28 protein-coding genes are annotated in these 26,599 nt (G+C 48.4%); 7 read left to right on the top strand and 21 right to left on the bottom strand.

What is annotated here, in order from left to right:
* Positions 1 to 10: 10 nt before the first annotated feature.
* The 15 genes from fliG to T411_RS0100240 form a co-directional block, all read right to left on the bottom strand.
* Positions 11 to 1,057, bottom strand: a complete 1,047-nt coding sequence (gene fliG / locus T411_RS0100310; protein ID WP_001030089.1) for a flagellar motor switch protein FliG — start codon at positions 1,055 to 1,057, stop codon at positions 11 to 13.
* On the bottom strand, positions 1,050 to 2,792 hold the full coding sequence (gene fliF, locus T411_RS0100305) for a flagellar basal-body MS-ring/collar protein FliF (protein WP_000752739.1): 1,743 nt from the start codon (positions 2,790 to 2,792) through the stop codon (positions 1,050 to 1,052). Before fliF ends, fliG begins: the two co-directional genes overlap by 8 nt.
* Before the next feature lie 15 nt (positions 2,793 to 2,807).
* Complete coding sequence (gene fliE, locus T411_RS0100300) at positions 2,808 to 3,119, bottom strand: flagellar hook-basal body complex protein FliE (RefSeq protein ID WP_001234824.1); 312 nt, start codon at positions 3,117 to 3,119, stop codon at positions 2,808 to 2,810.
* A gap of 75 nt (positions 3,120 to 3,194) precedes the next feature.
* Positions 3,195 to 4,628: a sigma-54-dependent transcriptional regulator gene (locus T411_RS0100295; RefSeq protein WP_000079330.1), complete on the bottom strand. Its 1,434-nt coding sequence runs from the start codon at positions 4,626 to 4,628 to the stop codon at positions 3,195 to 3,197.
* A gap of 2 nt (positions 4,629 to 4,630) precedes the next feature.
* Complete coding sequence (locus tag T411_RS0100290) at positions 4,631 to 5,686, bottom strand: sensor histidine kinase (RefSeq protein WP_001881834.1); 1,056 nt, start codon at positions 5,684 to 5,686, stop codon at positions 4,631 to 4,633.
* 111 nt (positions 5,687 to 5,797) lie between these two features.
* The gene (locus T411_RS0100285; RefSeq protein ID WP_001190986.1) at positions 5,798 to 7,264 is read right to left on the bottom strand and encodes a sigma-54 dependent transcriptional regulator; all 1,467 of its coding nucleotides are present in this window, start codon (positions 7,262 to 7,264) and stop codon (positions 5,798 to 5,800) included.
* 231 nt (positions 7,265 to 7,495) lie between these two features.
* On the bottom strand, positions 7,496 to 7,906 hold the full coding sequence (fliS, locus tag T411_RS0100280; protein ID WP_001214990.1) for a flagellar export chaperone FliS: 411 nt from the start codon (positions 7,904 to 7,906) through the stop codon (positions 7,496 to 7,498).
* A gap of 10 nt (positions 7,907 to 7,916) precedes the next feature.
* Positions 7,917 to 8,222: a flagellar protein FliT gene (gene fliT / locus T411_RS0100275; protein ID WP_000387035.1), complete on the bottom strand. Its 306-nt coding sequence runs from the start codon at positions 8,220 to 8,222 to the stop codon at positions 7,917 to 7,919.
* 1 nt (position 8,223) lies between these two features.
* Positions 8,224 to 10,224: a flagellar filament capping protein FliD gene (gene fliD, locus T411_RS0100270; protein WP_000052031.1), complete on the bottom strand. Its 2,001-nt coding sequence runs from the start codon at positions 10,222 to 10,224 to the stop codon at positions 8,224 to 8,226.
* Between the two features lie 21 nt (positions 10,225 to 10,245).
* Positions 10,246 to 10,707 (bottom strand): flagellar protein FlaG, encoded by a 462-nt coding sequence (gene flaG, locus T411_RS0100265; protein ID WP_000405330.1) that lies wholly within the window; start codon positions 10,705 to 10,707, stop codon positions 10,246 to 10,248.
* A 73-nt stretch (positions 10,708 to 10,780) separates the two neighbouring features.
* Positions 10,781 to 11,911 (bottom strand): flagellin B, encoded by a 1,131-nt coding sequence (flaB, locus tag T411_RS0100260; protein ID WP_000996996.1) that lies wholly within the window; start codon positions 11,909 to 11,911, stop codon positions 10,781 to 10,783.
* Positions 11,912 to 12,146: 235 nt separating this feature from the next.
* Positions 12,147 to 13,280: a flagellin D gene (flaD, locus tag T411_RS0100255; RefSeq protein WP_000290371.1), complete on the bottom strand. Its 1,134-nt coding sequence runs from the start codon at positions 13,278 to 13,280 to the stop codon at positions 12,147 to 12,149.
* 289 nt (positions 13,281 to 13,569) lie between these two features.
* A complete protein-coding gene (locus T411_RS0100250; RefSeq protein ID WP_001251948.1) occupies positions 13,570 to 14,706 on the bottom strand; it encodes a flagellin in 1,137 nt (378 codons plus the stop codon).
* A 123-nt stretch (positions 14,707 to 14,829) separates the two neighbouring features.
* On the bottom strand, positions 14,830 to 15,738 hold the full coding sequence (locus T411_RS0100245) for a Dyp-type peroxidase (RefSeq protein WP_000477170.1): 909 nt from the start codon (positions 15,736 to 15,738) through the stop codon (positions 14,830 to 14,832).
* A gap of 65 nt (positions 15,739 to 15,803) precedes the next feature.
* Positions 15,804 to 16,268 carry a DUF2919 domain-containing protein gene (locus tag T411_RS0100240; protein WP_001270703.1) on the bottom strand — a complete coding sequence of 155 codons (465 nt, stop codon included), beginning with the start codon at positions 16,266 to 16,268 and terminating at the stop codon, positions 15,804 to 15,806.
* 143 nt (positions 16,269 to 16,411) lie between these two features.
* Here T411_RS0100240 and T411_RS0100235 point away from each other — a divergent pair, with 143 nt between their 5' ends.
* Complete coding sequence (locus tag T411_RS0100235; RefSeq protein WP_000799584.1) at positions 16,412 to 16,768, top strand: DUF2956 domain-containing protein; 357 nt, start codon at positions 16,412 to 16,414, stop codon at positions 16,766 to 16,768.
* Between the two features lie 66 nt (positions 16,769 to 16,834).
* Here T411_RS0100235 and T411_RS0100230 read toward each other — a convergent pair whose 3' ends face one another.
* Complete coding sequence (locus T411_RS0100230; protein WP_000423624.1) at positions 16,835 to 17,122, bottom strand: winged helix-turn-helix domain-containing protein; 288 nt, start codon at positions 17,120 to 17,122, stop codon at positions 16,835 to 16,837.
* 250 nt (positions 17,123 to 17,372) lie between these two features.
* Between T411_RS0100230 and T411_RS0100225 the strand changes: the two genes are divergently transcribed.
* Genes T411_RS0100225 through T411_RS0100210 form a run of 4 tightly spaced genes read left to right on the top strand, consistent with a single transcriptional unit; the run spans position 17,373 to position 19,775 of the window.
* The gene (locus T411_RS0100225; RefSeq protein WP_000156592.1) at positions 17,373 to 17,720 is read left to right on the top strand and encodes an ArsC family reductase; all 348 of its coding nucleotides are present in this window, start codon (positions 17,373 to 17,375) and stop codon (positions 17,718 to 17,720) included.
* A gap of 30 nt (positions 17,721 to 17,750) precedes the next feature.
* Positions 17,751 to 18,884: a succinyl-diaminopimelate desuccinylase gene (gene dapE / locus T411_RS0100220; protein WP_000132408.1), complete on the top strand. Its 1,134-nt coding sequence runs from the start codon at positions 17,751 to 17,753 to the stop codon at positions 18,882 to 18,884.
* A gap of 2 nt (positions 18,885 to 18,886) precedes the next feature.
* Positions 18,887 to 19,561: a M15 family metallopeptidase gene (locus T411_RS0100215; RefSeq protein ID WP_000187300.1), complete on the top strand. Its 675-nt coding sequence runs from the start codon at positions 18,887 to 18,889 to the stop codon at positions 19,559 to 19,561.
* Between the two features lies 1 nt (position 19,562).
* Positions 19,563 to 19,775, top strand: a complete 213-nt coding sequence (locus T411_RS0100210) for a DUF2897 family protein (protein ID WP_000404231.1) — start codon at positions 19,563 to 19,565, stop codon at positions 19,773 to 19,775.
* 92 nt (positions 19,776 to 19,867) lie between these two features.
* On the opposite strand, the gene bamC is transcribed toward T411_RS0100210, so the two are convergent.
* Both bamC and dapA read right to left on the bottom strand, forming a co-directional pair.
* Positions 19,868 to 20,887 carry an outer membrane protein assembly factor BamC gene (gene bamC, locus T411_RS0100205; protein ID WP_000672778.1) on the bottom strand — a complete coding sequence of 340 codons (1,020 nt, stop codon included), beginning with the start codon at positions 20,885 to 20,887 and terminating at the stop codon, positions 19,868 to 19,870.
* Between the two features lie 57 nt (positions 20,888 to 20,944).
* Positions 20,945 to 21,823 (bottom strand): 4-hydroxy-tetrahydrodipicolinate synthase, encoded by an 879-nt coding sequence (dapA, locus tag T411_RS0100200; protein WP_000491215.1) that lies wholly within the window; start codon positions 21,821 to 21,823, stop codon positions 20,945 to 20,947.
* Positions 21,824 to 22,100: 277 nt separating this feature from the next.
* Here dapA and T411_RS0100195 point away from each other — a divergent pair, with 277 nt between their 5' ends.
* Together T411_RS0100195 and bcp are read left to right on the top strand one after the other, a co-directional pair.
* A complete protein-coding gene (locus T411_RS0100195) occupies positions 22,101 to 22,643 on the top strand; it encodes a glycine cleavage system transcriptional repressor (protein ID WP_000191995.1) in 543 nt (180 codons plus the stop codon).
* Between the two features lie 14 nt (positions 22,644 to 22,657).
* A complete protein-coding gene (gene bcp, locus T411_RS0100190; protein ID WP_001094790.1) occupies positions 22,658 to 23,125 on the top strand; it encodes a thioredoxin-dependent thiol peroxidase in 468 nt (155 codons plus the stop codon).
* A 101-nt stretch (positions 23,126 to 23,226) separates the two neighbouring features.
* Here bcp and mlp24 read toward each other — a convergent pair whose 3' ends face one another.
* From mlp24 to T411_RS0100175, 3 genes are all read right to left on the bottom strand, one after another.
* Positions 23,227 to 25,098, bottom strand: a complete 1,872-nt coding sequence (mlp24, locus tag T411_RS0100185) for a methyl-accepting chemotaxis protein Mlp24 (RefSeq protein ID WP_001212589.1) — start codon at positions 25,096 to 25,098, stop codon at positions 23,227 to 23,229.
* A gap of 190 nt (positions 25,099 to 25,288) precedes the next feature.
* On the bottom strand, positions 25,289 to 26,353 hold the full coding sequence (locus T411_RS0100180) for an AI-2E family transporter (protein WP_000462611.1): 1,065 nt from the start codon (positions 26,351 to 26,353) through the stop codon (positions 25,289 to 25,291).
* Positions 26,346 to 26,582 carry a sulfurtransferase TusA family protein gene (locus T411_RS0100175; RefSeq protein ID WP_000433304.1) on the bottom strand — a complete coding sequence of 79 codons (237 nt, stop codon included), beginning with the start codon at positions 26,580 to 26,582 and terminating at the stop codon, positions 26,346 to 26,348. The genes T411_RS0100180 and T411_RS0100175 overlap by 8 nt, the downstream gene beginning before the upstream one ends.
* Between the last annotated feature and the right edge of the window lie 17 nt (positions 26,583 to 26,599).

Below are 26,599 nucleotides of genomic sequence, written 5' to 3'. Positions count from 1 at the left end.
TCCTACTTGATTATAAGAATTCGTCGGCACCGCCGCCCAGCATGATCTCGCCGTTGTCGGCCATACGACGAGCGATAGACAAGATCTCTTTCTGAGCCGCTTCCACATCGGACACTTTGATCGGTGGCATCGCCTCCAAATCGTCTTTCATCATCTCAGCAGCACGTTTCGACATGTTCTTGAAGATCTTCTCGCGCAGTGTATCGTCTGCCCCTTTGAGGGCTTTTTGCAAGACATCTTGCGGAACATCACGCAGCAATTTTTGGATGCCTTGATCGTCGACTTCGACTAAGTTCTCGAACACAAACATCAAATCTTGGATCTGAGTTGCCAAGTCTTCGTCTTTTTCGCGCATTCCTTCCATCAATACGCTTTCGATGTTGTTGTCCAGATAGTTCATGATGTCGGCAGCAGCTTTCAAGCCACCAATTTTGGCCGCTTGTGCCCCCGCTTGACCCGCGAACTGTTTCTCCATGATTTCGTTCAACTCGGCCAGCGCTGAAGGCTGTACTTCTTCCAAGTTGGCGATACGCATCAACAAATCGAGAGCGTCACGCTGAGCAAACTGCGCCAAAATCTCGGCCGATTGATCCGGCTCAAGGTACGACAATACGATGGTTTGGATCTGCGGGTGCTCGTTGATAATAATGCTCGCTACTTGACGTGGATCCATCCATTTTAGTGAATCCAGACCTTTCGAGCCGGTACCAAGCAGAATTTGATCCACCAAGTTGTTGGCTTTATCCGCCCCCAACGCCGCAACCAGAGCATTACGTAGGAAGTCTTCACTGCCCATACCAATGTTGGTGTATTTTTGAATATCTTCCAAAAAGGCACGATGCACCGCTGACACTTTGGTTTGGCTTAAGTCTTTGGCGCGTGCCATGGCACTACCCACCCTCTGTACCTGTTTAGGCTCGAGGTGGCGAATGATGCCTGCGGCATCTTCTTCATTCAAACTGAGCAGCAAAATGGCTGCTTTTTCTTCACCGGGAATTTCACTGATATCAATGGTTGATTCGACCACTTCTCCACCATCTTTATTGTCTTTAGCCATTTTGCATCCAGTTCTTCACTACTTGAGCCGCGAGTTCTGGCTCGTTTGCCACCAAGGCACGTACTGCTTTCAGCACGTCCTCATCCTTGTGAAGATTCGGCAGATCAATGCCTGAACCAAATTCGAACAACTCACCGCCATCAATATCGCTGCCGATGAGGCTTGTCTCACCATCCGCGCCAATTGGCATACCGTCTGGGCCGTACATTTGGTCATCGTTATCCGCCGCTGGGTTGATAAGTTTCTTCATCGCTGGGCGTACTAGCACCAAAATGACGATGATGATAACCAAGGCACTGGCGAACCAACGAACCCAATCGTTGAAGTTTGGATGTTCCCAAATTGGGACATCAACAATTTGTTCCATTTCGGGTTCAGCAAACGGCATGCTGAGGACATTCAGTAAATCTCCACGATTTTCACTATAGCCTACGGTGCCGATCAGAACCTGACGAATTGAGTTGAGGTCCGCTTCACTGAGTGGCGTGTAAGTGACTTCGCCAGTATCAGGATTGACGCTGGAACGACTCTTGACGGCCACCGCTACAGTCTGACGGTTAATCACCCCTGATTGCTTACGCTCATGGCTGATGGTGGTATCAAGTTCATAGTTACGTGTCGCTTCTTTATGCACCGACCCTTGCCCCATGACCGAGCCATCTTTCATCTGTGCTACATCTTGCGGAATTGAGGCATCGGCGGGAGGTTGGTTGCTAAGAGCGCCCGGCACCCCTGCGACAACGTTACCGTTATTGTAATCTTCCAGTGTGTATTCACTGCGTGTGGCTGGCGTGTTGGGGTCAAACACTTTACGTGTCTGCTCTACTGCACTGAAATCGAGTTCGATATCCACCTGCGCGGTGTAATTACCTAAACCAAGGATCGGGATCAGCACAGAGTCAATTTTTCCACGCAGGGCTTCTTCTTGTTGTTTCTCCAGCTCTTGCTCTTTACGGCGAGCTGCAGAAACGGGATCTTGAGAGCCTGAGCTGAGCAAACGACCATGCTGATCGGTCACCGTAACCCGGCTCGGTTTCATGCCCGGCACAGCACTGGCCACCATATCGACCACGGCATCAATCTCTTCTTGTTTAAGATTGGCTCCCGTGCGTACCGTCAAGAACACAGACGCTGACGCTTCTTGGTTATGACGAACAAACACACTCTGCTTTGGCAATGCAAGCAATACGCGAGCTTTGTTAACTTGGCGCATCTCTTCAATCGCTTTCGCGAGTTGACGTTCACGGCTCAGCTTGAGGCGTTCTTGTTCAAGACGCTGTGATACCCCAAAGCCCATATCCTGCATCAGAATCTCGTCGCCAGCCTGACGGTTTTGGTTTAATCCCGCGCGTACCATGGAGAGTTTGAGGCTGTTGTAATCACTGACGGGCACCAAAATGGTATTGCCATCAAGTTTGTATTGCTGTTTCTGTTGATCGAGGTAATCCAAGACTGGGATCAGTTCTTCGGTTTCGTAAGCACCCAGCGGACGCATATCCGGCTCACGTACCCAGAAGAACAGCATGACGATAAGGGCAACGCAGATTGAAATAGACAGTACCAGTACCACTTGGCGCAATAAATCGAGATCACCAACGGTAAAGTCCATTTTGCTACTTTTTTCGTTGATGTCCGGATTCTGCGTGTCGTGGTCCATATCAGAGCCTGCCATCAAGGCATGCTCACCACCACTATTGGTCAACGCGAGATCGGTTGTTTGTTTATCATCGGCCACAGTCTATTACCCAAGTTATACTGGCATATTCATCAGTTCTTTGTACGCTTCGACGAGCTTATTGCGTACTTGAATGGTCGCTTCAAACGCCACACTCGATTTATTACGGGCGATCATCACATCAGAAAGAGAAATTCCTTCATCGCCACGATCAAAACGCGTCTGCATATCACTTGAGGTCTTTTGCAGGCCATTGACGTTGTTGATCGCTTTGGTCAACATGGCACCAAAGTCAGCGCCAACTTTCTGACCTGTCGATGCGGGCTGAGTATTCATTGCCTCAAACATCATCGCCTGCATTTCGTTATTTAAACCGTCAAGTCTCATTGCTACCTCTGATGCCAATTGTTTGACTCAAAAATTCCATTCCTAACTCTAAAGAGCAATTTGTATGCCATGCCCTCAACCGGGGATATCAATCCCTGCATCACGCATTTTGGCGAGTTTGTAACGTAAAGTGCGTGGGCTAATACCTAGCTTCTCCGCCATCTCTTTACGGCGTCCCTGACATTCGGCCAACGTATCAAGAATAATCGCAAACTCTTGGTCGCGCAGCTCACCACCCAAACCTGAACTTTGCGAACTACTGTTTTGCCCACCACCTTGCACTAAGGGCTTAAACACTTCGGGCTCTGCAACAGGTTTGATCTGCGGCGCAGCCATCGACTCTCCCGCCACCGCTTGCTGTAAGCTGCTGGCATCATGCCAATCAACCCCTTCCAGCAAAATGTGCTCACTTTGAATATGGCCGTTTTCACTTAAGATCAAAGCACGCTGCACGACGTTATCCAGCTCACGCACATTACCCGGCCATGGGTAATTCAGCAGTTTAGTAATGGCGTTAGGCGCAATGCTTGGTACAGGTAAACCTAACTTTTTGCAGTGACGCTCAATCAGATGGTTAGCCAGCGGCTCAATATCGTCTTTACGCTCACATAAGGCTGGCCAGGTTAATGGGAACACATTCAAACGGTAGTACAAGTCTTCACGGAAATGTCCGGCTTGCACATACTGTTTCAAGTCACGGTTACTGGTTGCGAGCACGCGAACATCGAGCTTGATGCTTTTGCGGCTCCCTAAGCGCTCTACTTCACGCTCTTGCAGTACCCGCAGCAGTTTCGCTTGCAGATTCAGATCCATTTCGCTGATCTCATCGAGCAAAATGGTGCCACCTTGGGCTTGTTCAAACTTACCGGGACACGCTTGTACGGCTCCGGTAAACGCGCCTTTTTCATAACCGAATAGGGTTGCTTCTAACATGTTGTCAGGAATTGCCGCGCAGTTAATCGCAATAAATGGCCCCTCTTTACGAGGAGAGGCATTGTGGATGTAACGTGACATCACTTCTTTACCTGAGCCGCTTGGCCCCAAAATCATCACGTTGGCATCGGTCTTCGCCACTTTATCGGCTAAGGCAAGCAGCTTGAGGCTTTTCGTATCCGCGACCACAGCATCGCCGTTGTCATCTGACTTTACTGGTGCGTAACGGCTGACCATATTCAGCAGCACTTCTGGTGCAAAAGGCTTAGCCATGTAGTCAATCGCGCCATCTTTCATGGCAGATACGGCATCTTGAATATTGGCGTAAGCGGTCATCAGCAGTACGGGTAAATTCGGCCAGTGCTGTTTGATACTGCGCAGCAGAGCGAGTCCCCCCATGCCTGCCATTTGCACATCAGACACCACAATATCGACACTGTGTGATTTGAGTTTGAGCAGGGCATCTTCTGCACAATCGGCTTCCAGCCACTCATAACCCGCTAAAGCTAAGGTGTCGATCAACGCTTCGCGAAGACCTTCGTCATCTTCTACGATTAAGACTTTGCTTTGAGCCATCTTCACTCTCCAGTCTCTGAGTTTGAGCTATCTGCCTGACGTTCAAGGGGAATGCACATGGTAAAACAAGCGCCCTCTCCCTCCTTGGATATCAGTTCCAATCGCCCACCGTGGGCGCGACACACCATCTGCACTACTGCTAAGCCAAGGCCTGTACCTTGTGAGCGAGTGGTGAAAAAGGGTTCCATGATTTTGTGCTGCAACGACTCTGGCACACCGGGGCCGTTATCTTGCACGGAAATTTTAAGTTCGCCATTCACTGGGCGGAAAAACACATCAATTTGTGAACCTTTCCCCGCAATTTGCAGCGCATTCATCACCAAATTACTCAGCGCGGAAGCCAAAGCATTGGCATTACCCAGCAACATGGTCTCTTCACTTTCGACTTCTTGACCGTAATCGATCTGATTATTTTTCAGCGCCGTTTCGACCATAGGCATAAATTCGGCGGCCAAATCGCCAATCGAGAAGGGCATCACCACCTTGTTATCGCCACCTTTGGCAAAAAGCAGCATGTCGTTTACTTGCTTTTCCAAATCGTGCAGTCGGTCAACCAACTTACTTTGAAAACGCTCACGAGTAGCAGGCGGTAAATTCGGTGCTGCGAGATTTGCGGCATACAGCATGGCACTGGACAGTGGCGTTCTCACTTGGTGAGCCAATGACGCCACCATGCGTCCCAAGGAAGAGAGACGTTGCAGATCACTGATCCGTGACTGCAATAGGCGAGTTTCCGTTAAGTCGGTAATCAAAATGAGCTGACCCGTTGTCGAGGCGGAGATCGCCAAGCGCACTTTGCGTCCATTGCGCAGCGAGATTTCATGACCATCATCGTCACGCGGGGCAAAAGCAATCTGGATCACGCTGTACCATTTTTCACCCACGAGTGGTACATCCAGTAAACGCTGCGCTTCTGGGTTGGCTTCACGCACTATGCCTTGGGTATCGAGCAAAATCACCCCGGCGGGCATCACATCCAATACCTGTTTATAGCGCTCAACTTGATCTTCTAACGAGTCCAAATGGGAATGCTGCTCTTGCACTGCGCTGCTCATCATTCACTCTCTGTTTTTAAATGCAACAATGGCTTGGCACGCAAGAGTCATGCCAAGCCATTCATGTTTAAAATCAACACGTTAATTAATGCCAATATATTGACTATGGTTTCCCTAGCGTTGCATGTTGTATTTGCGCATCTTCTCAACCAAGGTGGTGCGACGCATACCGAGCATGTCTGCCGCTCTCGCCACTACCCCCCCTTGCGCTTCTAACGCTTGGTTGATGAGGTTCACTTCTAAATCAGCGAGCAACTCTTTGAGATTCACCCCTTCAGGTGGCAGCGCTTGCGGCGCATCTATATCAGGGACAAACTCCTGCGGCTCTTCAAAATTAAAGTCTTCTGCAAAAATGCCTTCCAACACATCACGCTCTTGCTCTTCAACCGAGCTAAAACGGCTAGGCTCTGGCTGGAATTCCGGAATATCACTGTAACGGTATTTGGTCGGCAGGTGATTCACATCGACCAAACTGTTTGGATACAGGATGACCATACGCTCAACCAAGTTGGCAAGTTCACGCACATTACCCGGCCAGTCATGCTCCATCATCGAATTGATCGCACGCGGCGTGAAACAGATGGGCTGCGCCCCTTCCGCTTCCATACGAGTCATCAGCTCTTGTAACAGCAAAGGAATGTCATCAATCCGATCGCGCAGAGCGGGCATTTCAATCGGGAACACGTTTAAGCGGTAGTAGAGATCTTCACGAAATTTCTGTCCGTCAATCATCTCTTCCAAATTACGGTGCGTTGCGGCAATCACGCGCACATTCGCTTTGATGGTGCTGTTGCCTCCCACCCGTTCAAAACAGCGCTCTTGCAGCACGCGCAGCAGTTTAACCTGCATGCTCATCGGCATATCGCCAATTTCATCTAAAAAGAGTGTGCCGCCTTCAGCCAGTTCAAAACGGCCTTTACGTGCGGTAATCGCTCCGGTAAACGCCCCTTTTTCATGACCAAACAGTTCACTTTCCAGCAATTCAGCCGGGATTGCACCACAGTTGATGGGGACAAAAGGGCCATTACGGCGTCCTGAATGGTAGTGAATGTTACGCGCAACCACTTCTTTACCCGTGCCCGACTCACCGAGGATCAGCACGTTGGCTTCCGTGGTCGAGACTTGCTCAATCAAGTGGCGAACTTCTTGAATCCCCATGCTTTGCCCAACAAGGCTACGAAACAGGGTGTTTTTGCGTGCGGTCGCAAGGACTTGAAAACCTTTGCGCCCAAGAAATTCTTTACAGTGACGCAAAGCATCGCTCAGCTGCGGATAGTTGAGCGGAAAATCTAACTCACCCACATAGTTGGGGAATTCTTCTAAGGAATAAGGCTGCTTATTGGCAACCAGCAACGGGATATGGTTAGCCTTGGTTAAAGATTGGATTAATTGTTCAGAAAGCGCTTGACCACGTAGCGAGCCTAAAATGCACCCACCCCACACTGCCGACCAATTGATTTGGTCAATCTGAGTAGACTCAATGACCTCACACTGCTCTCCTACAAATTCTAAAATAACACTGAGATTGAGCCGGATCGCGGCATCGTCCTCAATCACAAGTAGTTTCGCTAAACTCTGCATAGGTGAGATTATTTGCCTTTATTATAAGAAGTTGTGGTTGCACCGTTTGAACATCATTTTCAGGTGTTAATTTTGATTCTGGATCCTGAATAAACGATAGACAATTTGTGGAAATCAGCAACAAAAAAAGCCACTTGGCTAGTTAGTGGCTTCTATTCTATTTAAATCAGCAAATAAGGCAACCAAGCATTTGCTGGGTGTGATATCTGTTAAAAGTTTCTCTGACAGAAATCAAATACCCACTTCAGCGGCAGTCAAGTTGTGATATTCCGGTGGAATTTGATCCCAAGCTGACTTTATTTCACGGATGATCTCAATCACATCATCGAGCATTTGCGGATCATTTTTATGGTTCGCTTGAGTAATTTGGTTGACCATAAAGTCATACAGTTGATCGAGATTTTTGGCGATGTCGCCACCGTCTTCCATCGACAAGCAGCTGCGTAGGCTAATGATGATATCCAAGGCTTTACCTAAACGTTCGCCTTTCACAGGGATGTTACCTTGCTGCATTGCCGCCTTACCTTGGATCAGGCGCTCAATCGCTCCGGCCATTAACATCTGGACGATTTTATGCGGTGAGGCCGCACTTAGCTGGCTATCCACTGATACTTTTTTGTACGCCTGTAAAGAACCACGCATAGTCTTCCTCTTATAAAAACTTTTTGTATTGCTGAACCGATTTATTTCCGTGACGATATTTGTGGAGTGTTTGCCCCATCGCCGCCGTTTTTAACTGCATCTGTTCCACAAGTTGTTGAGTATTACCAATTGCCTTGAGCCATAAATCGGACTTTGCCAATTCAGGGTGCTCGGCCAAATAGCCTAACAAGCTATGCAATAGCTGTTCCCTGTTATCGACCAACTGCAAAATATCTTCAGTATGAATGTCATCTTCCGCAAGAAGAGTTGCGATTTGTTGATCGAGATCACTCAAACGTTGCAGTTCTGCTTCCACATTAACCACCTAAAGCGTTCATCATGCCCGCTAACTGCGATTGCATCTTGCTGGTCGCATCTTGCATGGCACTGAATTTCGCATGGGTCCGTTTTTCCAAACTCTCCATCCGGCGGTCGAGAGAACGTTGGTCGTCATCCAATCGGTAAGTCTGTTCATTCAAGCTCTTTTCTCGGGTACGGATTGAACCCGTAACCCCAGTCATGCTCGAAATCGCATCTTCGACCCGCTTAGCAAAGCCTTGATTGCCGCCAAAAAACTCACCCAACTTAGTGAAGTTGTTATTCAATTGGCGGTCAAGCATAGCATAGTTGATTTCTAGCGTCCCTTGTCGGGTGGTGGTGATCCCAAACTCAGTCAGTGATTTGAGGTTTTCTGGCGCTTGCTCAATGCTCGATGAGAAGACCGTTTTTAATCGTGAGTCTGCGCTACGAACTATGCTGTCACCCGCTAAAGGACCGGCTTGTCCGGTTCGTGGATCAACACCCGCGAGCTCTTTACTGGTTTGGAAAAACTGATTATAGGCCGCGACAAACTGTTCAATGTCGTTACGCACTCGTTCGCGGTCATATTCAATGCCGATTTCCGCGGGAGGCTGATTGCGATCGGTTTTGCCTTTGAGGGTTAAGTTAACCCCTTCGATCGCATTTTCGATGATGTTGTTATTGCTCGATAAGGTCGCCACCCCATCCAGCACCACCATAGAGTCTTGCGCCGATTGCACTTCGGTCATGCCGCCGTAGCCATCAAAGGCACTTTGCGCCGCATTCAAGGCTGCTTGCGCTTTTTCGACCTGTTCAATGTAGGCACGCTCTTCTGGGCTAAGTTTCGCGCGCGCTTGGGCTTTGGCCTCTTCTGGCGTCATTTTTCCGCTGCGGATCGCCGCTTCAATCTGCGCCTTCTCTTGCGCTAATTTCTGTTCTAGCTTTTGCTGCGCTTCTTGCGGCGTGACGTAGGAATCAAGCAGTGTACCGGATGCGGTGTTGCTCCATCCGGGAACGTCAGCGGCCTTTTTTTGACCTTGAGCGTCGAGTTCTTCTTCCGGTTCCCAATAGGAATCGAGCAAGGTACCGGACGCGGTTTCTGTCCAGCCCGGAATTCGGTCTTCCGGCCTGATGTATTTTTTGGCTTCACTGGCGGCGTTAGCCGCGGCTTTTACCGCACTCTCGGTTAACTCACCAGCGTTGAGCGCCTCTCCGGCCGCACCTTGTGCACTTTGTGCGGCACTTCGAATTTCTTGTGCGACTTCTTGATCGACCAGCCGAGCAGCATCGCCAATTTTTTCCGCGACTTTGGCGGCGACTTTTTGCTGTTCAGGGGTGAGTGGGGCGATGAGTTGCTGAGCTTGCGCACGCGCTTTTTCTAAATCACGAACTCGCTGTTCGAGGGTTTTGTATTCGAGTTGCTTAAGTGGATTACCGGGTTCCGCTTGAGCGGACATTTTTACGCTGTGATCTTTGCCTGACACGTTAGAGGCAACGATCAGCCGCGGCCCTTCAACATCATTGATGATGGAGGCTCGCACGCCCGGATTGGATTTTTCACCATTGATTCCACGGACAATATCAACCAGCTTGGAGTTACCTTGCACATCCAGCGTAAAACTCTTATCGCCCAATGAAATATGCAGCTTGCCCGGACCAAATTTCGCGTCTTTGTCCAATACTTCAGACGCAATTTTATGGCTTTGAGCAAGCTGCAACACATCGACGGAGTAGTTGCCAGCAATAGCTTCCGTGGTGGCCGTCGCGGAGACAACCTGTTCGTTACTGGTGTCGACTTTGCGTACTGCAAAAGCCTTCTCCTGACGAAACTGGGTCATCAGATTTTTCATCGTATCCAGCGACTCTCTGAGCCGACCATAGGCGCTGATACTGGTGTCAATGTTGGTACGCTCATTGTCAATGCGTTGCTGCTTAGGTACGCGCTCCGCACTGACAATTTTGCTGACCATGCCATTGATGTCAAAGCCAGTATTCATCCCCATCGGGCCTAAACTCATTCAATCACCTCAAAAACCGTGTTACACCTTTGCCATCAGTAAACCGGATCGATGATCCTGTTCACGGGCAAGGCGGCGCAATACTTCAAGCATCTCTTCCTCGGGGATTTGGCGAATAATATCACCCGTCGAGGCTTCGTAGATAGTAACCACCTCGCGCCCGGATTCACGATCCAATCTGAAAGACAGGCCTTTGTTAATGGATTTCACAAACTCATTCATTTGCTCCACCATCTTGGCAAGTTGCTCCTCGTTAAGACGTTGGCGCTGTTTTGCTTGCGCCATGGCCGTCTCTGCCGATTCTTGCTGCCTTGCCCTGACCTGCTCAGAAAAGTGTTCAGATAATTTATCTGTACGCGAAACCGAGCGACTGTTATCCCCTGAAAGCGAAACGCTTTTTGCATTATCGTTTTCTGAAGCAATTTTAGTGCCACTTTGTGAGCCGTAAGGCTGGATGTTCGATGCGTAGGATGGTATTTCCATAACAATCTCCCTTCCACCTTATAAGTAACATTTAAACCACAAGTTACTTACTAGCTCAATACCGCTCAAAGGGTTATCCCAATAAGCTCAGAGCTGCAGATGGTGACTGCTTCGCTTGCGCCAACACAGAGGTACTCGCCTGCTGCAATATTTGCGCCTTCGTCATCGCCGTGGTTTCACGAGCATAATCGGTATCACGGATACGGCTACGAGACGCGTTGACGTTTTCGTTAACGTTATCCAAGTTACTGATCGCATGACCGAAACGGTTCTGGAATGCACCCAATGAAGCGCGTTGGCTATCCACCGCCTTCAGAGCCCCATCCAGAATAGATACCGCTTCTTGCGAACCGGCCACGGTTGAAACGTTCACATCCGCCACCGTCACATTACGGCCAGCATCAAAACCGATTTCACCACCCAGTCCACCACCAATGGTCACATCACCATTGACTTTTTGTGATGAAGCAAACAGTTGTAGCTTACCGTCTTCACCGACCGACGCTTTAACGTCTTCAGTTTGACCGTTGATGTAAGTCGCAAGCTCTTCTAAGTCGTCACCTTGTTTGGCATTAATGGTCACTTCACGTGCTTCACCCTGCTTATTAGTATAGCTCAGGGTCAAATCGGTTGCTGCGCCGACACGCCAGTCTGCGGCCTTGCCTTCTTGAGCTCGATAGCTTTTTCCGCCCATAGCTTGAGTATCCGAGCGCATACTGCCCATGCTAAGCATGACCGCTTCACCCGAATCCGCACCAATCTGGAACGATTTACTACCAAACGAACCATTCAGCAGTTTGTTGCCACCAAAAGAGGTGGTTTCTGCAATACGGTTCAACTCGTCATTGAGGGCAGACACTTCTTCTTGAATCGCGCGGCGTTCCGAAGAAGAGTTTGAGCCGTTAGAGGATTGCAACGCAAGATCGCGCATCCGTTGTAAGATGTTGGTCGTTTCGTTCATCGCCCCTTCTGCAGTTTGGGCGATGGAAATACCATCGTTGGCGTTTTTCACCGCCATGTCCAAACCACGACTTTGCGATGTCAAACGGTTAGAAATTTGCAGACCTGCGGCATCGTCTCGGGCACTGTTGATTTTGTAGCCGGACGACAAACGCTCCATCGATTTCTGCATACCATCAGCAGCACCATTTAAATAGCGCTGAGCGGTCATGGCAGACACGTTCGTGTTTACATTAATTGCCATATTGATCTCCTTAGGCGGATAAGTTGGTAAACCTTGGTGTCTCTCACCTCACCTCGGTTTACCTCATTTCTCTCGTATCTTGTAACGGCGAGAAATAAATATCCTTTAGAGAAATTTCAGGCTTTTTTTCAAAAAAAGAAAATCCTCTCCACTTTCGTGAAGTTAGGCACTCATTAATGAAACTGGCTGCAATAAAAAATCCAGCCGAAGCTGGATTTTTTTGGCGGTGTGGGGATTAACCCAACAGGCTGAGTGCGGCGTTTGGCGCTTGTTTGGCTTGAGCCAGCACAGAGCTTGATGCTTGAGACAGGATTTGCGATTTGGTGAGCGCTGTAGTCTCTTTCGCGAAATCGGTGTCTTTGATACGGCTCTTAGAAGCATTCACGTTTTCGTTAATGTTATCCAAGTTGCTGATAGCATGGTTGAAACGGTTCTGGAACGCACCCAGTTCAGCACGGTGACTATCTACATACTTCAGCGCAGAGTCGATAACTGCAACCGATTGTTGCGCGCCACCAACTGAAGTCACATCGATAGTGTCAACGGTTTCTGCTGTACCCGCTTGCATGTTCAGAGCACCCGCTAGACCACCAGAGAAGGCTACATCACCGGTGACTTTGTTGTTACCAGCAAAGATTTGTAGCTGACCTTTCTCGTTGACAGACGCTTTCACCATGTCGGTTTGACCGTTGATGTAAGTCGCCACTTCTTCGATATCATCGCCTTCTTTAGCGTTCACGGTAATGGTTTGGTCATTGCCGTCGATGTCTTTCAGCGTGAAAGTGATGTCGTTCGCGCCCGCTTGTACTTTCCAGTCTTTGTCTTTGCCTTCTGCCGCGACATAGCTGGTACCACCCATCATGCGGTTATCACTGCGCATGTCTTTCAAGGTCAGCATGACCGCCTCACCGTTGTCAGCACCGATTTGGAACGACTTGGTTGAGAAGGTACCGTTGAGCAACTTGTTACCACCGAATGACGTGGTTTCTGCAATACGGTTCAGCTCATCATTCAGTGCGGTGATCTCTTCTTGGATTGCCACACGCTCAGATTTGGAGTTCGAGCCGTTCGCAGATTGCAGTGACAAGTCACGCATACGTTGCAGAATGTTGGTAGTTTCATTCATCGCGCCTTCTGCGGTTTGAGCAATTGAAATACCATCATTCGCGTTGCGTACTGCCACATCCAGACCGCGGCTTTGTACGTTCAAGCGGTTAGAGATTTGTAGGCCGGCAGCATCATCTTTAGCACTATTGATTTTAAAGCCTGAAGATAGACGCTCCATTGAAGTTTGTTGTGCATTGGTTGCACCAGTCAAATAACGTTGAGCTGTCATTGCTGCTACGTTGGTATTTACATTCACTGCCATGGTGATTTCTCCAATTGATTTTCCGATGTATCCGGTTTCCGACGTCTCGGAAAACCAAAGTAGTTCTCTCAAAGTTACCTTTTATAACGGCGCGTTTTTTAAATCCTTTAGGAAAAATTTTCGATTTTTTTAAGAAAAAAGTTTGGTTGGCGATAAATTAGGCATCAAACACATAAAATGCACAAAAAGTGCACTTTGGCACTCAAGGTTTTTCTACCACGGACGATAAAGCGAGCTTGATCTTGAGTCAGATGAACAATGAGTTAGAGACGAAGTCGAGCAGGCAACGTTAATTACGCAGCAAAAACAGCACAAACTTCGGCTGGCGTTTCGCTTGAGCGAGCACAGAAGTGCTGACTTGCTGCAAAATTTGCTGCTTAATCATTTGCGTGGTTTCTTTGGCGTAATCCGCATCTTTAATCCGGCTGTTCGAGGCCGCTAGGTTTTCATGCACGTTATCGAGGTTACTGATCGCGTGTTGGAAACGATTTTGCATCGCCCCTAGCTCTGAGCGATGCCCATCGACATACTTGAGTGCCGTATCAATCACCGAGACGGCGCGCTGCGCTCCGCCAGCACTGCTGATATCAAGATTATCTACCGCTTCATAACCCAATAAGTTCATCTGTAATTCGTTGGCTAAACTGCCACTGAACGACAAGGTGCCTGACGTCTCTTTCCCCGCGATGTACAACTGGAGTTGTCCCTTTTCATTCACGGACGCAGAGACTTTATCGGTTTTGCCATTGATGTAAGTCGCCAACTCTTCAATATCGTCTCCCTCTTTGGCTTGGATCTGAATGTTCTCATTCTCCCCTTGCGCATTGACGTAGCTGATATTGAGCTGTTGTTTACCTTTTGTAACTTGCCACTGTTTATCGGCTAGCGCAGCCGCAACATAGCTAAACCCGCCCATCTCCAAACTGTCTGATCGCATATTGCGCAGTGAAAGCTGTACGGCTTCACCACTGCTGGCACCAATTTGGAAACTGGCTTTCATAAATTGGCCATTGAGCAGCTTGCGCCCTGCAAAAGAGGTGGTTTCAGCGATTCGATTCAATTCATCGTTTAAAGCAGCCATTTCCTCTTGTAATGCGACTCTTTCGGCTGCACTGTTTGAACCGTTGGCCGATTGCAAAGAGAGGTCGCGCATGCGTTGCAATAGCTGAGTGGTTTCCTGCATTGCCCCTTCAGCCGTCTGCATGATCGAAATCCCATCGTTGGCATTGCGCACAGCAATGCCGAGGCCACGCATTTGCGTTTCCAAACGATTGGAGATCTGCAGCCCTGCCGCATCATCTTTGGCACTGTTGATTCGATTGCCAGAAGAGAGCCGCTCCAGAGACTGATTGAGCATCTCGGACGCAGAATTAAGATGTCGCTGTGCTACCAGCGCAGACACATTGGTATTTACCGTCATGGCCATGGCTGCTGCACTCCTTACACGATTGCTTACTTGTTCTTTTATCGGTGTAAAGTGAGTTTTCTTTAATCAAAAAACCGAGCACTAGGCTCGGCTTTGGCATGAAACATATGCAACAGTGTTGCATTATTGATTCTTGAGTGTCAGTTCCTGCAACATCACTTGCGACGGTGCAAAGAAATAAGCCCCGGTCACGGCTTTGGTAAAGCGTAGCAGTTGGTCTGTTTTGCCATCAGTGACACCGTACATGCTTTCCAGCATAGTTTTGAAATTATGCAGCGTGTGACAGTACGCAATAAACAGTAGGCCGTGATCGCCGCTCACGCTGCCATACGGCAAGCTGTGGCGAACAATCTTCAATCCTTTACCTTCTTCTTTAATATCCACTCGACCTACATGCGAAGCGGCAGGAACATTTTCTAGCTCGACGGAATCAGGCTTAGTGCGACCAATCACTTTTTCTTGCGCCGCTAAGTTGAGACGATTCCACGCCGGCAAATTATGCACAAAGCGTTGTACCATCACATAACTGCCTCCCGCAAAGTCGCCATCAGCCACCAACGCGACTTCCGCACGTTTCTCAGCTTTCGGGTTTTCTGTGCCATCAATAAAGCCCGTCATGTCACGTGCGTCTAAATAACGGAAACCATAGGTTTCATCCACGATTTCAATATCTTGAGCTATGTCGCTAATCCCTTTACGTAGAGTATAAAACAGCAAATCGTGGCGCGTGGCGTGACAATGGATCAACACATCCACATCCGTGCTTGGCGCGTGAGTTTCGCCCTCACCCAGCTCAGGAAAATCAATCAGTTCTGGTGGCGACGCCATCTCAAAATGGCTCCAAAAACCTTTGCTGAACGCGACAGAAACCGTCAGCTCGGCTCCCGGCTGATTTTGATTGATTTCCTCAACTAACGCAGGCAAAGCCTTAAGCGCTTGCAAAACATGGGCGTGGTTCTGACGAACTTTCAGTAGTGTGTACAGGGCAAACGGGCCAGCTTCTGGCAAGATTGCGGTCTGTGACTTAAACATAACGAATCCTCACTTTTCGGTTTTGCTCAGTGTAATAAAAAGAAAAATCATCGCGTTGATGATGATCATGCCTTATCCAACGCGGGGGCTTTTAAACTGTCGCGTACATGGCGACTCTGCACAAGGTAAATGCCAAACCACAGTAATAAGAGTAGGGTCAATGCGTTGGCCCAGTGAAAAGCCCCCTGCTGCAAGTAAACGTGAAAAGCCGTTTGCACAAATTGGCCTATCACAACGAATAAAGAAATCGCACGACCTTGCGCGACAATCTGATTGACCCATTGCCGCTGCGAACTGCGTAATGTGATGAGCCACATTAAGGCAAGAGCCGGAGCCCCCATCGCAAGTCCAACATACAACAAAGAGTGATCGGGATAGATCAATGAGAGCAAATGGGAACCTTGTTCGCGGCTCACCCCCGCCATCACAAACATGACCCAAGCTCGATTAAGAAACAGCCATCCTAGCCATAGCCATATCGGTGCTTTTAAAAATCCTTGACTATCATACTGTTCAATCGAATAACGCACGGTTTTCTCAACTCATAAAACACAGGCTGTTCACTCTAGCGCAATTCCCCTAAATGACCACTGCTTATTCTTAGCTCGCCCCATTTTTTACCCTGCGCTCACATGCTAGTCTTAGTCCTAAGCTTTTTAAACCGTATAGATTAATGAAAAACACGACTCTCATTCCGTCAGAACAAACCCAGCAAGAGGCGTTAAAAATTGCGAAAGCGACTCAGCGCCCCGGACAAACCAAAGAGCAAACTAAGCTCATCACTCAAGGTATCGAAAAAGGGATTGCTTTATACAAAAAGCAGCAGAAAGAGAAACACCGGCAGGCAGATAAGCTGCGTAAAAAAGCGTTAAAAGCCAAGCAATCTTCGACAGAGGAAATCCACGAAGCGGATGACTATGCAGCCGAACTCGGCGATGACTCTCATACCAATCAAGCCAAACTCGCATGGGTATTATTAGCGCTAAGTTGGTTAGGTTTTATCAGTTACTGGTTGTGGCAAAACAGCTGACGCACCAAGCCGCATGATGTGCCAAGCCGCATAATGTGGAAAATGAAAAAGCCAGCGATGCTGGCTTTAAGCACAAAACCCTAAGCTTGCCGCAATGTCTTTTTTGCGTTCGGTGACCCATTGGCTGTCAAAGGGACCCCAGTCAGAAAGCTGGTAGTAGCCATCATTGTGTCGGCGGCCATCTTGCACGAAGTTCAGTTCAATACCGATACCCGGCATGGCTTTGATGACATCTTGGATAGTACGACGAGGCCAGCCCGTCTTTTCAATCAGTTTAGGGACATTGGGTCGCTCAAGGCTCTCCACAAGCAAAGCTAAATATAAGCGCCTTGCGAATACAGGACTCAGTTCCATTGATACCTCCTAAAGTATGCTGTGCTCATTATTTCCGTTTTACTGTGTGATGTGTTGCGTTTGATCAATAACTTGCCAATCGATTTACTTTAGTAGGCTATTTTTTCCGTGCGTGAAATATCTACATCACACTTTTGTCTCGGCCGAACCTTCCTGTTAGGATTGAACGCACAATAAGCAAGGTTGCCCTAAGCTCAACACCATGAAGCAACCCATTCAGGCCTTCAATAAAACCCATTTAAGGATAAACATGACGATCACTTTGTATGGCATTCCGAACTGCGACACCATGAAAAAAGCCCGTAAATGGCTAGAACAAGCGGGCGTCGCCTACCAGTTTCATGACTATCGCAAAGAGGGCATTACCCCAGAATTGGTGGCTGGATTTTGTAGCCAATTAGGTTGGGAACAAGTACTCAATAAGCGCGGCACAACCTTTCGCCAACTGAGTGATGAGCAAAAAGCCACTTTGAATGCCGACAATGCAGTGGCATTGTTAGTAGAACATCCGGCGATGATTAAGCGCCCTATTTTACAACGTCAAGATGAACTGCATCTTGGCTTTAGCGATGCCCAGTATCGCGCTCTTTTTTCTTAAGCGTTTTGATTAATAAAAGGAATTTCAAGGATGACAGATAGCCCTGTACTGGCTCTGGCAAAAGAGCTGATTAGCCGCCAATCCGTTACTCCTGCCGACGCAGGATGTCAGGATCTGATGATTGAGCGCTTAAAAGCGCTGGGTTTCGAAATTGAAAGCATGGTGTTTGAAGACACCACCAACTTCTGGGCTCGCCGCGGCACGCAATCTCCCCTGTTTGTTTTTGCAGGTCATACCGATGTGGTGCCTGCCGGCCCTTTGTCGCAGTGGCACACTCCTCCTTTTGAGCCGACTGTGATTGATGGTTTCCTGCATGGGCGTGGCGCAGCAGATATGAAAGGCTCGCTGGCTTGTATGATTGTGGCGGTAGAGCGTTTTATTGCCGAACATCCCGATCATCAAGGCTCAATCGGTTTTTTGATCACTTCTGATGAAGAAGGCCCCTTTATCAACGGTACCGTCCGTGTCGTAGAAACGCTAATGGCACGTAACGAACTGATCGATATGTGTATCGTCGGTGAGCCGTCCAGTACCCTAGCCGTAGGCGATGTGGTGAAAAATGGCCGTCGTGGCTCCATCACGGGGGATTTGAAGGTAAAAGGCACTCAAGGCCATGTTGCTTATCCGCATCTGGCTAATAATCCCGTGCATAAAGCGCTCCCCGCATTGGCCGAACTCGCCGCCACCCAATGGGATGAAGGTAACGCCTATTTCCCCCCCACCAGCTTTCAAATTCCTAACCTGCAAGCGGGTACTGGCGCATCGAATGTCATCCCCGGTGAATTTGATGTGCAGTTTAACTTCCGCTTTAGTACAGAGCTCACCGATGAAGAGATCAAACGCCGCGTACATTCGGTCTTGGATGCTCACGGGCTCGATTACGGTGTGAAATGGACTCTCAGCGGCCAACCCTTCCTGACCGATACGGGCGAACTACTGGCAGCAGTAGTCGCGGCCGTAGAGGAAGTAAACCATCAAGCTCCTGCGTTATTGACGACAGGCGGAACATCTGATGGTCGCTTCATTGCCCAAATGGGCGCACAAGTGGTTGAGCTCGGTCCCGTGAATGCCACCATTCACAAGGTAAACGAGTGTGTACGTATTGCGGATTTAGAGAAATTGACCGATATGTATCAAAAAACCTTAAATCATCTTTTAGGCTAACTATGACCCCAGAGCAGCTGACCGGGCAAACCGACACACATTTGATCTCCGTGATGGTCGGACAAAAAGCGTTTCAAGTGCATCCCCAAGTGAGTGCGGATCTTTTAGCACTCAAGCAAGCGGCGCAAGATGCAGGGTTTAATCTTTGTATCGCCAGTGGTTTTCGCTCCTTTGAACGCCAACTGGCGATCTGGAACCAGAAAATGCTCGGTCAAAAACCGCTGCTCGATGAACATAGCCAGCCATTGCATAGCAACACACTGAGTGAAGCTGAAAAAGTGTTAGCCATATTACGCTGGTCAGCCTTGCCGGGCGCAAGTCGTCACCATTGGGGAACGGATTTTGATGTGTATGACCGCGATGCTTTACCAGAGAACACCAGTCTGCTGCTTGAACCGTGGGAATATCTTGAAGGGCATCAAAGTGAGTTCTCTCAATGGCTAAACGCACATCTTGCTCAATTTGGTTTTTTCCTACCCTATCAGCATGGTGAAGGCATTGGCTTTGAACCTTGGCATATCAGTCATAAACAGACTGCGCAGCAATGCTTAGCAGCACTAAGTGAGCCCCTATTGCTTGAGCAGCTCTCTGCCGTAGCGATGGAAGGAAAAACGACAGTCCAAGCGCTGTTGCCGGAGATTTATCAGCGCTTCATCACGAATATTTGTGAGGCATAACATGGAGATACTGTTTAACCCTTGGGTGATCTCGTTGATTGTGGTCGCCGTGATTGTCGGGAATATTGCCGCGCTTAAATACACCGCCAACATGAAATTTGGGCAAATGGATAAAAAAAGCGAACTTGATCGGCTGAATGAACTGGATCAGAAGAGATATCCGCGCTCACCCAAAGGCACGGATACTCCCTCTGAACCTAAAGATAACGGGTAACGACAAATCGCAAAACAATGACTACCGCTAAAAGCGGTGGTTTAGGGGTGACCACAAAAACAAAGGGATGCCTTGGCATCCCTTCTTTTTTATTACTTCTTATCCACCACAGCTGAGAGCACTGGCACCATCTCTTTCAACAGCGCTTCGTTGACCGGTTTACCCGCTGAGTCAGTCACGTTAATCGACGTACGGTTACCCAAGTCACCAAAGAGGAAGGTGTAAGTCCCGGATTTAAGCTCAATCGGTTTAACCCCAACCTGTTGCCAGAATTCATCATCTGGTGCAGCGTATTTGGCTTTGACCGTGCCTTGTGACTGGTTACGCTCTTCAATAGTAAAGCCCATTTTGGGCAGTAACTCTGGCAAACGTTGCCACAGTACATCGTAAGGCGTACGCGCAATGATCACAGGGAATCCACTGCGATCTGAGCCCATGGTAATCGGAATTTGCTTAACCAGCTCTTGAGCACGGCGCGCCGCTTCCGCACGCACATCGGAGTCGTAACGAGTGGTGACCAAGTTGGTCATAAAGGCGTTGTAACGCTCTTTATTGGTGGTACTGACCGTTTGCACTTGACCATTTTCACGCCAACCAATCAGCGAAATTTTAAAGCCATAACGATTATTGGTTTCCACCATCGACATTAAGTAGCGGCTGCCAATCGTCACATCTTCATCTTCTGATACCCAATCGACCCAGTCCGTTTCCACCATAGAATCGGTTTGCTTACGAAGAGGGATTTTGCGCTCCGCAATCATTTTCAGTGCGGTATCCCACACTTTTTGCGCTTCATCTTGGCGCAACATCCATAAGGTCACTTCGCCATTTTGACGTTCTGCGCGAGCACCTGGGATGAGTTCCAACACTTGTTGTGGCGGGCGAATATCGACCACATTGCCCACGCCACCATGAAACGCCCCCTGCGGAATATCATAGTTAGGATAAAACTGCGGAGTGGCACCTTGTGGCAAAACCCAAGGCTTAAATTCTATGGTTTCGAGATAGTCGAAATCGTCTTTGGCTTGGCGTCGTTGCGTGGGGCTGCTGGAGCAAGCACTTAAAACCAAAACAGCCAGTGAACTGAGAACTAGCTGGCGAGAAAACTTCATTGAAACTCCTAAAAATTGCCGGGGTCATGATACCCCGGCATTGTAATGGATCGCGCCTTAATAAATACAGGCTTCAGACAGGGCTTGGGCAACGATTGGGCGTGCTGGTTCCGAAAGTTGCGTCAAAGGTAGACGCAGATCACCATTTGCAATCAATCCCATCTTATGGGCTGCCCATTTCACTGGAATTGGGCTCGATTCGATAAACAGATTTTTATGCAGTGTCATCAAGCGTTGGTTGATGCTCGCCGCTTCGTCAAACTTACCATCCAGCGCCAAATGCATCATCTTCGCCATGTCGGCAGCAGCGATATTGTTGGTCACTGAAATCACACCTTGCCCCCCGAGTTTGACGAACTCAAGGCCTGTGGCATCATCACCGCTGAGTAGGACAAAACCTTCTTTACACATCTCACGGTGCTTCGCAACACGGCTTAAATCACCGGTTGCATCTTTCAGTGCGACAATGTTCTTGATTTCAGATAAACGGGCAACGGTTTCTGGACGCATATCCACAGCGGTACGTCCCGGCACGTTGTACAAAATCACGGGAATATCGGTTTCTTGCGCAATCGCGTTGTAGTGCAGGAACAGACCTTCTTGGGTCGGCTTATTGTAATAAGGCGTGACACTCAAATACCCTGCAATACCTGTGTTGTTCAGCAGGCGGCTAAAAGTGACCGCTTCATGGGTCGCATTTGCGCCTGTTCCAGCAATAATAGGCAGACGACCTTCAGCGAACTCCACCGTTTTTGCTACTACTTTCACGTGTTCTTCGACCGTTAGCGTCGCGGATTCACCGGTGGTGCCAACGGAAACAATCGCATCGGTTCCTGCATCAACATGGAAATCGACCAGCTTTTTCAGGCTGATATAATCGACTTCACCGTCCGGAGTAAATGGGGTAATTAACGCAACGATACTTCCTGAAAACATGTCTATCTCCCTAATCTGATACTCTCAGCATGGTAATGCATGGCGCTAAAAAAAGACAAGCGGAGAAATGGGCTTAAATCACCATGCGGATGAATATTGATAAGATGCCCTCAATAAATGGCGGGCAAGACGAGTGACCTTTATACACGGCACTTCGTCGTGGGTGTCAAACTGTGGTCATTTTCAGGGTGAGCGCACGGAAAAACGCACTTGGTCACGCTTTTTCTCTAGTTTAACTGTGTTAACATGCCCGAAAAATCATCTCTAAAGTGACAGTATGACTCAGCATCTTGTGATCACCGCCGTGGGCACTGACAGACCCGGCATTTGTAACGAAGTGGTTCGATTAGTGACCCAAGCGGGTTGCAACATTATTGATAGCCGCATCGCTATGTTTGGAAAAGAATTTACACTTTTGATGTTAATTTCTGGCTCCCCAAGCAACATTACTCGCGTCGAAACCACGTTACCTTTGCTTGGCCAACAGCATGATCTGATCACCATGATGAAACGTACATCACCTCATGATCATCAAACCCACGCTTATACCGTGGAAGTGTACGTAGAGTCTGACGATAAACTGGGGCTGACCGAAAAGTTCACCCAATTTTTCGCACAGCGCCAAATCGGTATGGCATCACTAAGCGCACAAACCATCAGCAAAGACAAACTGCACAGTGAGCAAAATCAGTTCCACATCGCCATCAGCGCGCGAGTGGACTCAGGTTGTAACCTCATGCAGTTGCAAGAAGAGTTTGATGCCTTATGTACAGCACTTGATGTTCAGGGTTCACTTAACTTTATAAAAAACAGTCAGTAATCAAAGGGATCATTATGAATACGCTTACTGCTGGAACTCCAGCTCCGGCTTTCTCTTTACCAGATCAAAATGGCAATCCAGTGACGCTTGCGGATTTTGCAGGCAAAAAAGTTCTGCTCTACTTTTACCCCAAAGCCATGACGCCAGGCTGCACAGTGCAGGCACAAGGACTACGCGATATTCAAGCGGAGCTGCAAGGACACAATGTGGTAGTGCTGGGGGTGAGTACCGACCCCGTGAAGCGATTAGGCAAGTTCATTGAGCGTGATAATCTCAACTTCTCACTGTTATCAGATGAAGATCACCAAGTGGCTGAACAGTTTGGCGTATGGGGTGAGAAAAAGTTCATGGGTAAAATCTTTGATGGCTTACATCGCATCAGCTTTTTGATCAATGAACAAGGTGTGATTGAGCAAGTCTTTGATAAGTTTAAAACCAGCAACCACCATGAAGTGGTACTGGCTTATCTCAGCGGCAAATAATCGGTAGAAATGCCGATTTTAGTCCGTTTAAATACAGAAAAGATTAAGGCCAGTCATTGACTGGCCTTATTGTTGGCATTCGAAATGCGTAGGTCAAAACGCTACACGATAAAGGTGTTGAGGAGTTTGCCTTGCTCGCGCACGTTTTCGGTTTGTACTTCCATGGCCATACTCGCTGATTTAGCGGAGTCCGCCACCTGAGTCGAGAGGTCTTTAATCTTCACCGTATTGGTGTTGATCTCCTCGGCAACGAGACTTTGCTCTTCCGCTGCAGAAGCAATCTGCATGTTCATATCGCTGATCCGTTGGATAGCACCACGAATCCGTTGCAGAGATTCATTAGCAAGCTGCGCCTTCTGCACAGCATCATCCGCCGTGTACTTACTCTCATTCATCGCAGCAGAAACCGCACTCGCACCGCTTTGCAACTGTTCGATCATATTGCGAATTTCCGTGGTCGATTGTTGCGTACGCTGTGCCAACGTCCGAACTTCATCGGCAACCACCGCAAAACCTCGACCCGATTCCCCCGCGCGCGCGGCTTCAATCGCCGCATTAAGTGCCAGCAAGTTGGTTTGATCAGCAATATCGTTAATAACTTTCAAAATGGTTTCGATATTTCCGGTCGCCACTTCTAGTCCTTTGACCTCTTCTACCGCTTGTTCGATACGAGCAGAAAGCGCATCAATCGATCGCGTGGTATCACTCACCACTTTACTGCCATCTTGTGAAGCTTCATCAGCCTCGTGAGCCGCAGCCGCTGCTCCTTGCGCGTTATTCGCTACTTCTGTCGCCGTTACCGCCATCTCATGCATTGCCGTCGCGAGCTGCTCCAGCTCTTGCAACTGCTGCGCCATGGCACTGGCCGACTCATGCGCACCCAGTACCGTTTGCTCGGTACCATGCATGATTTCCGCGCCAATCCCTTTTAGGTGTTGGATACGTTTTTGCAACGTTTCGCAGAACACGTTGAAATCCTTCGCCAATATTGCAAATTCCATATCGGTGTTGGTGTCCAAACGTTTAGTTAAATCCCCTTGACCTGAAGCTACATCTTCAATGGCTCGACTCAGCGCACCCAGAGGCTTCATCAGCACTTTGATTAGGAAGCTTAAGCCAATGATACTGAGCAATACGCCAATAACGGTATAAATCAATGAGCTGTGGCGTAAATCATCCACCATCGCAAACGCGATCGATTCATCCACCACAGCGCCGATATACCAACTCTCAGATGGCACTTGGGCAAATTTAACCAGATAGTATTTACCGTCCAGCTCAATCCGTTGGGTTCCTTCTTTCAGATCGACATTCGGTAAAAACTGACTGAATTTTTCGCCATTGTTTTCCGCATTCGGGTGAGCAATGGTAACGCCGTCTTTCGTCGTGATGAATAAGTAACCCGCATCAAACAGATTCACAGAGTTAACCAATTGCGCCAACTGAGTCAGCTCTACGTCATAGAACATGGCACCAACAAAGTTACTCTGCTGATAAACTGGCGTACCGATAGAGATGATGATTTTCTTGGTCGAGATATCGACATAAGGCTCGGTGACCACTAGCTTTCTTTCACGCTTAGCATCCACATACCAAGGACGCTTACGTGGGTCGTAATCTGCGTTTGGCTCCCAACCATCATCATTTTCGACCACGGTCGCATCAGATTCATAGCCAAGACCAATCGCTAAAAAGCTCCCTTTTAGGTTGGGGGATTCTAAAACACTCTTAGCAAATGCTTTGTTGGTTGGATCAAGCTGTAAAATCTCAGTGGTCGACTGCGCTAATCCCTTTTTACTGGCAAGATCTGACTCAATTGTGTTTTTGACCCCTTTCACCATCTCCATCAAGCTATCTTGAACGAGTGACTCAATCTCCTCACGAACGGTGGAGAGCTGTTGGAATGACAGCAGTGCAATAACACAGAGTAGTAATGCCGATGAAGCGGCAACGATCTTCTGACTAAACCTCATAATGTCCGATCCTTCTGTTCTGGGTCCCTGATTTGCCCATTTGCGATAAATAGTGTTGATTAAATTGGTTTTGTTATAGGAGCTATATCGCCAACTCTCTCTACAAACTTTAGTCTGAAATTTTCGTTTTGGACTCAATGACAATAAAAAACCAGCAAAATGCTGGTTTTTTGTTCACCACTAGGCCTCTTTAGGAAGCGGGCTCTTCATCAATACTTGGTAAGGCTTTCCACACCGCCTTAACGAGAGTGGCTAATGGGATCGCAAAAAACACGCCCCAGAAGCCCCATAATCCGCCAAATACGAGTACCGCAATAATGATCGCAACCGGGTGTAGGTTCACCGCTTCAGAGAAAAGTACGGGCACTAAAACGTTACCGTCCAAAGCCTGAATAATGCCGTAAGCAATCAACAAGGTGTAAAACTGCGGGGTCAGCCCCCATTGGAACAAGGCCACAATCGCAACAGGTACGGTTACAGCTGCAGCGCCGATATAAGGGATCAATACCGAAAGCCCGACTGCGACTGCCAGCAATACGGAATAACGCAGATCTAAAATCGCGAACGTGATGTAACTGACTGTGCCGACGATAACAATCTCCAGCACTTTGCCACGAATGTAGTTGGAGATTTGTTGGTTCATCTCTTCCCAAACTTTATTCGCCAACTTGCGGTTACGCGGCAAAATGCCACTCGCCATCCGCAGCATCTCTTGTTTATCTTTCAACAAGAAGAACACTAATAGAGGCACCAAAATCAGATAAACCCCTAGCGTGGCTAAGCTGACCAGAGACGCAAGAGAACCTTTTACCACCGATTCGCCCATGCCTAGCACTTTGTTTTTCGCATTACCGATTACCGATTCGACAATCTCTAGATGTGCCAATTCCGGATAACGTTCAGGCAGACTGGTGATGAATTTCTGCGTACCATTGTACATATTCGGCACGTCGTTAATTAAATTCCCCACCTGCTTCCAAATCGTTGGCACCAAACCAAACACCGCCAAAATCATCAAGCCAGTGAACACCGTAATCACAATGATCACCGCTAAGGTGCGCGGAATTCGTAATCGACGCAGTTGAGTAACGGGCCACTCAAGCAGATAGGCGAGTACAATTGCCACCAATAAAGGGGCAATCAAATGACCAAAGAAGTAGATGGTGATAAAACCAAACAACAAAATCGCCACCAAGCTGGCAGCGTGTGGATCGGAGAAGCGTCGCTTATACCAACGACTGACCATTTCAAACATTAAACGAAGTCTCCTTACTAACCTTGAGCGAACAGTGATCGTGATTTAGAGTGCGCTGACAATCCAGCGGCTGTTGAGCAATATACTTTTCAATGTCACGTTGTGAGGCGGGATCGGCAATCAAAATGGTCAGCGATTCACCGGGCGATAGAGCTGCCGCGGCTCGTTTAACCAGTAGTAACGTCATAGGGCAACGCTGCTCCCGCAAATCGAGAATAATCGGTTCCATTCTGCCGCTTAATCCTT

Origin of the sequence: Vibrio cholerae ATCC 14035, from assembly GCF_000621645.1 — a bacterium.
GTDB classification, from domain to species: domain Bacteria; phylum Pseudomonadota; class Gammaproteobacteria; order Enterobacterales; family Vibrionaceae; genus Vibrio; species Vibrio cholerae.
This window is presented reverse-complemented; position numbering and strand designations above follow the sequence as displayed.